This window comes from Pseudonocardia sp. (assembly GCF_025465255.1).
Classification (GTDB): Bacteria; Actinomycetota; Actinomycetes; order Mycobacteriales; family Pseudonocardiaceae; genus Pseudonocardia.
The window spans coordinates 1-3,610 of the sequence record NZ_JAODNI010000169.1 but is presented as its reverse complement, the minus strand read 5'-3'; the positions used below and the strand labels follow the sequence as shown (position 1 = coordinate 3,610).

The following is a 3,610-nucleotide window of genomic DNA, read 5'->3' as shown; positions in this document are numbered from 1 at the left end:
AGCGTCACCTTGACAGCGTCGGCGAGGGTGTTCATGCCGCGCTCGAGCCCGCGGCGCGCCTCCTCGTCGAAAGCGATCATCTTCGCCATGGGGGTGTTGTCCTCCGATTGGGATGACACGAAAGTCTTGTGTCGAGCGGCGCCCGCGACGGACGACCGGCAACCCTGCGCCGGTCTCACCGGCCCGACCTGGCACTCACGCGTGTCGAGTGCCAAGGCCGTTTTTAGCACTCGGGGTAGGCGAGTGCAAGACGGGGCGGCCGGGTCGGACGAGCGGTGGAGCCCTCGCGACGGTACTCGCGAAGCTGCGGCAGGATGGTGATCGTGAACGCCGTCGCGCCCGACCCGCAGTCCGGAACCGTCAGGTCCGCCCGGACCGTCGACGAGCACCGGGCGGTGGTCGCGGCCCTGCTGCCGCCCACCGAGGTCGTCGAGGTGCCGGTCGCCGAGGCCCGGGGCCGGGTGCTGGCCGAGGACCTCGTCACCCCGCTCGCGCTGCCGCCCTTCGACAACTCGGCGATGGACGGCTACGCGGTCCGGGCTGCCGACGTCACCGGGGCCGGCGGGTCGTCCCCGGTCGAGCTCCCGGTTGCCACCGACATCCCGGCCGGCCGGGTCGACGTCCCGGCGCTCGAGCCCGGGACGGCCGCTCGGATCATGACCGGGGCCCCGATGCCCGCGGGCGCGGACGCCGTCATCCAGGTCGAGCTGACGGACGGCGGCACCGAACGGGTCCGGATCACCGCGGAGCGGCCCGCCGGCACCCACGTGCGCACGGTCGGCGAGGACGTCGCGGCCGGCGTCGTGGTGCTGACCGCCGGCACGGTCCTGGGCGCGCCGCAGGTCGGCATCGCCGCCGCGCTCGGCCTGGCGACACTGCGGGTGCGGCGCCAGCCGCACGTCCTCGTCCTCTCCACCGGCTCGGAGCTCGTCGAGCCCGGCCGGGAGCTGCGCCCCGGGCAGATCTACGAGTCCAACGGGGTGATGCTCGCCGCTGCGATCCGCGACGCCGGGTGCACGGCCGAGCAGCTGCGCAGCGTCGCGGACGACGTCGACGAGTTCCGGAAGGTCCTGCAGGAGCGCGTCGCCGAGGGCGTCGACCTCGTCGTCACCTCGGGCGGGGTGAGCGCGGGGGCCTACGAGGTCGTCAAGGACGCGCTGACGGGACACGGCGTGGACTTCGTGCGCGTCGCGATGCAGCCGGGCGGCCCGCAGGGCGCCGGCCGCCTGCAGCTCGACGGCGGCATCTCCTGCCCCGTGGTCACGCTCCCCGGGAACCCGGTCAGCTCGTTGGTGTCCTTCGAGGTGTTCGTGCGCCCCGCGCTGCGGGCGGCCATGGGCCATCCGCACCCGGCCCGCCCGGTGGTCACGGCGAAGGCCGGCGAGGACCTCCGCTCGCCGGCGGACAAGCGCCAGTTCCGCCGCGGGGTGCTCGACGCCGCCGACGGCACCGTCCGCGAGGTCGGCAGTCCGGCGTCCCATCTGCTGGGAGCGCTGGCCCGGGCGGACAGCCTGATGGTCCTGCCCGAGGGCCTGGACGCGGTCCGTGTGGGCGACGACGTCGAGGTCTGGCTGCTCGAGGGATGACCCGTAAGGGCTAACCGCGCCCCACGTCACCCGGAAAGTGGTATAGATCACAGTCGCTCGGTGCAACACTGCAACGCAGCGAAGCGTCTTAGCTTGTGAGTATTCGGCCAATCGGTGCACATCATTGGCATCTCCGCCATTGATCTGGACGTTGGGTCGGCTGCTGGGGATACTTTGAACGGAGGAGGGGTAACCACTCCTCGCAAAGGACCCACCGCCCGTCGCTGGGGAGCGGACGAGCGGTTCCAAGGCCGGGGTCGTCGTCTCGGGGGATGGCGGCTCCGGCCCTTTGCGTGTCCGGGGCCATTTGCGTTCCTGAAGCCCTCTGCGTGTCCGGGGCCTTTCTGCGGTTCCCGGGACGGCCCTCCGCGAATCGGACTCCCGTTACTCCCGGCCCATCCGGCCCCGCGTAGCGTGGCGGCCGCCCATCCGACCGCGCGGTACCGCCATGGCGGTGACCCGGGTCGGGCGCCGGCCGACGAGGAGCAGACCCGCCACATGCCCGAGACCGGGACGTCCCTGAGCCACATCGCCGAGCTGGTCCGCGCCGCGGTTCCGCCGATGCATCCGGGCGGACGGCCGATCGTCGCCGGCGTGGGAGTCACCGCGGCGGCCCTCCGCCTGCTCACCGGCCGCGGGGGCGGGCTCGGCCTGCTCGCCACGGTGGGCACCGCGGCCTTCTTCCGGTCCCCGCACCGCACGCCCCCGCCGCGCACCGGCGTGGTCCTCGCGCCGGCCGACGGCACCGTCGCCACGATCGCCGAGGTCGTGCCGCCGGACGAGCTGGACCTCCCGCGCGTGCCGTGCCCGCGCGTCAGCGTCTTCCTGTCCGTCCTGGACGTGCACGTGCAGCGCATCCCCGCGCACGGCCGGATCCGCGAGGTCGAGTACCGGCCCGGCGCCTTCCTCTCCGCGGACCTGGACAAGGCCAGCGAGGACAACGAGCGCAACTCCCTCGTGCTCGACACCCAGGACGGGCACGCCGTCGGCGTCGTCCAGATCGCCGGCCTGCTGGCCCGCCGGATCGTCTGCGAGGTCCGCGCCGGGGACGAGGTCGCCGCCGGGGAGACCTACGGGCTGATCCGCTTCGGCTCCCGCGTCGACACCTACCTCCCGCCCGGCGCCTCCGTCGAGGTGGCCGTCGGACAACGGACGATCGGCGGCGAGACCGTGCTCGCGGACCTGTCCCCCTGCGCGCCGAGGCGGGATCGGTGACACGGCCGGACGGCCCGTACGCCGCCGGCGTGCGGCTGCTGCCCAACGCCGTGACCGTCCTCGCGCTCTGCGCGGGGCTCTCCGCGGTCCAGTTCGCCCTGGCCGGGCGGTTCGAGCTGTGCATCGCCGCGGTCGGCGCGGCCGCGCTCTGCGACGCGCTGGACGGTGGCCTGGCCCGCCTGCTCGACGCCAGCAGCCGGATCGGCGCCGAGCTGGACTCGCTCGCGGACCTCGTCTCCTTCGGCGTCTCGCCCGCGCTCGTCCTCTACATCTGGGCGCTGCAGGGCAACCGCTTCGGCTGGGTCGTCGCGCTGGTGTTCGCGGTCTGCATGGCGCTGCGCCTCGCCCGGTTCAACACCCTGATCGACGACGTGGGCCAGCCCCCGTTCGCCAAGCGCTTCTTCATGGGCGTCCCGGCGCCGGCGGCCGCGCTCACCGCGGGCGTTCCGCTCTACCTGTGGCTGCACTTCGGGTCGGGCTGGTGGTCGGCGCAGGTCACCGTGGCGCTGTGGGCGCTGCTCGTCGCCGGCCTGATGGTCAGCCGGCTCCCGACGCTGTCGCTGAAGAGCGTCCGGGTGGCGCCGCGCCTGATCGCCCCGCTGCTGGTGCTGGTCGGCGTGGTCGCGGCGATCCTGCTCACCGCCCCGTTCCTCGGGATGGCGCTGATCGCGGCCGGGTACGTGGCGCTGGCCCCGGTCACGTTCCTGCGGTACCGCTGGCTGTCGAAGCACCCCGAGGCATGGGGTGTCCCGCCGCGTGAGCGCCGGGCCGTCGCCCGGGCCGCGCGCTCGGCCCGCCGGCTGGGCCTG

3 protein-coding genes are annotated in these 3,610 nt (G+C 74.0%); all 3 read left to right on the top strand.

What is annotated here, in order from left to right; all coding sequences use genetic code 11:
- The first annotated feature begins 314 nt into the window (after nt 1–314).
- Nucleotides 315–1,586, top strand: a complete 1,272-nt coding sequence (gene glp / locus JWP64_RS20650; RefSeq protein ID WP_297499648.1) for a gephyrin-like molybdotransferase Glp — start codon at nt 315–317, stop codon at nt 1,584–1,586.
- Nucleotides 1,587–2,084: 498 nt separating this feature from the next.
- Nucleotides 2,085–2,801, top strand: coding sequence for a phosphatidylserine decarboxylase (locus JWP64_RS20645; protein WP_297499646.1), 717 nt, complete (start codon nt 2,085–2,087; stop codon nt 2,799–2,801).
- The coding region (locus JWP64_RS20640; protein WP_297499644.1) for a phosphatidylcholine/phosphatidylserine synthase at nt 2,798–3,610 on the top strand (813 nt) is incomplete at its 3' end. The genes JWP64_RS20645 and JWP64_RS20640, both read left to right, overlap by 4 nt.

What these genes read in the sequence shown, in the direction of transcription:
- glp (WP_297499648.1), top strand. Translation starts at nt 315, where the DNA reads ATGGTGATCGTGAACGCCGTCGCGCCCGACCCGCAGTCCGGAACCGTC.
- JWP64_RS20645 (WP_297499646.1), top strand. Translation starts at nt 2,085, where the DNA reads ATGCCCGAGACCGGGACGTCCCTGAGCCACATCGCCGAGCTGGTCCGC.